The 2,500-nt window shown below is 54.8% G+C and carries 2 rRNA genes (1 of these 2 cut by a window edge); both read left to right on the top strand.

Annotation, left to right across the window (positions count from 1 at the left end):
- Nucleotides 1–2,159, top strand: a 23S ribosomal RNA gene (locus HL666_RS33785) (it extends 686 nt beyond the left edge of the window).
- 149 nt (nt 2,160–2,308) lie between these two features.
- Nucleotides 2,309–2,423: ribosomal RNA gene (gene rrf, locus HL666_RS33780) — 5S ribosomal RNA — on the top strand.
- Nucleotides 2,424–2,500 lie beyond the last annotated feature (77 nt).

Here is a 2,500-nt window from a genome sequence, read left to right as displayed (position 1 = left end):
CTTAAGCCGATAGGCGTAGGCGCAGCGAAAGCGAGTCTGAATAGGGCGTCAAGTTCGTTGTATTAGACCCGAAACCTAGTGATCTAGCCATGAGCAGGTTGAAGGTGAGGTAACACTCACTGGAGGACCGAACGGGTGCCTGTTGAAAAAGGCTCCGATGACTTGTGGTTAGGGGTGAAAGGCCAATCAAACTGGGAAATAGCTGGTTCTCCGCGAAAGATATTTAGGTATCGCCTCGGACGAATACCTCAGGGGGTAGAGCACTGGATGGGCTAGGGGGACTTACCGTCTTACCAAACCCAACCAAACTCCGAATACCTGAGAGTACTATCCGGGAGTCACACGGCGGGTGCTAACGTCCGTCGTGGAGAGGGAAACAACCCTGACCTACAGCTAAGGCCCCCAATTCGTGGCTAAGTGGGAAAGGATGTGGAAATCCCAAAACAACCAGGAGGTTGGCTTAGAAGCAGCCATCCTTTAAAGAAAGCGTAACAGCTCACTGGTCTAAATAAGGGTTTCTGCGCCGAAGATGTAACGGGGCTCAAGCCACGAGCCGAAGCTTAGGGTGTGCGCGCAAGCGTACGCGGTAGCGGAGCGTTCTGTAAGCCTGCGAAGGGCGACCCGTGAGGGCGCCTGGAGGTATCAGAAGTGCGAATGCTGGCATGAGTAACGACAAACACTGTGAAAGACAGTGTCGCCGAAAGTCCAAGGGTTCCTGCGTAAAGTTAATCTTCGCAGGGTTAGCCGGTCCCTAAGGCGAGGCCGAAAGGCGTAGTCGATGGGAATGCAGTGAATATTCTGCAGCCAGTGGATGGTGACGAATGCCGTGTGTTGTCCGACCTTACTGGATTGGTTGGGCTTCGAAGGGGTTCCAGGAAATAGCCTCCACATTAGACCGTACCCGAAACCGACACAGGTGGACTGGTAGAGTATACCAAGGCGCTTGAGAGAACTATGTTGAAGGAACTCGGCAATTTACCTCCGTAACTTCGGGATAAGGAGGCCCATCACATGGGCAACCATGCGGTGGGGGCACAGACCAGGGGGTGGCAACTGTTTAACAAAAACACAGGGCTCTGCGAAATCGTAAGATGACGTATAGGGTCTGACGCCTGCCCGGTGCCGGAAGGTTAAGAGGAGAGGTGCAAGCCTTGAATTGAAGCCCCGGTAAACGGCGGCCGTAACTATAACGGTCCTAAGGTAGCGAAATTCCTTGTCGGGTAAGTTCCGACCTGCACGAATGGCGTAATGACTTCCCCGCTGTCTCCAACATAGACTCAGTGAAATTGAATTCCCCGTGAAGATGCGGGGTTCCTGCGGTCAGACGGAAAGACCCCGTGCACCTTTACTGTAGCTTTGCGCTGGTATTCGTGACTGTTTGTGTAGAATAGGTGGTAGACTTTGAAGCTCGGGCGCCAGCTCGGGTGGAGTCGCAATGTGAAATACCACCCTAATGGTTATGGATATCTAACCGCATCCCGTCATCCGGGATCGGGACAGCGCATGGTGGGCAGTTTGACTGGGGCGGTCGCCTCCCAAAGAGTAACGGAGGCGTGCGAAGGTAGGCTCAGAACGGTCGGAAATCGTTCGTCGAGTATAATGGCATAAGCCTGCCTGACTGCGAGATCTACGAATCGAGCAGAGACGAAAGTCGGTCATAGTGATCCGGTGGTCCCGCGTGGATGGGCCATCGCTCAACGGATAAAAGGTACGCCGGGGATAACAGGCTGATGACGCCCAAGAGTCCATATCGACGGCGTCGTTTGGCACCTCGATGTCGGCTCATCACATCCTGGGGCTGGAGAAGGTCCCAAGGGTTCGGCTGTTCGCCGATTAAAGTGGTACGTGAGCTGGGTTCAGAACGTCGTGAGACAGTTCGGTCCCTATCTGCCGTGGGTGTTGGAATGTTGAGAGGATTTGCCCCTAGTACGAGAGGACCGGGGTGAACGTACCTCTGGTGGAGCTGTTGTCGCGCCAGCGGCAGTGCAGCATAGCTATGTACGGACGGGATAACCGCTGAAGGCATCTAAGCGGGAAACCCACCTCAAAACGAGCATTCCCTTGAGAACCGTGGAAGACGACCACGTTGATAGGCCGGGTGTGGAAGTGCAGTAATGCATGCAGCTTACCGGTACTAATCGTTCGATCGGCTTGATTGCTCTCATTTTCAGTGTCCATCACTGCAAACTGAGACCAGAAAGACCAATGCGCCTTTGTGGCGCGACCCCCGGGTCAAGCCCGGGGGCTTCGCAAGATTGCTTCCGCAATCTTGCTCGGCTTGCTTCTTATCCTCGATGTCCTTCGCCGGCCTGGTGGTCTTAGCGAGGAGCCTGAACCCGATCCCATCCCGAACTCGGCCGTTAAACTCCTCAGCGCCAATGGTACTATGGCTCAAGCCCTGGGAGAGTAGGTCGCTGCCAGGCCTGCAAAGGACATCACCTCTTCACAAACCAAAACGACAACGCCGCGCTGATACCCTCAGCGCGGCGTTGGCGTTTGT

The organism is Bradyrhizobium aeschynomenes (genome assembly GCF_013178945.1).
GTDB lineage: Bacteria > Pseudomonadota > Alphaproteobacteria > Rhizobiales > Xanthobacteraceae > Bradyrhizobium > Bradyrhizobium aeschynomenes.
Note: the sequence above shows the minus strand (reverse complement) of the source record. Positions and strands in the feature narration are given on the sequence as shown.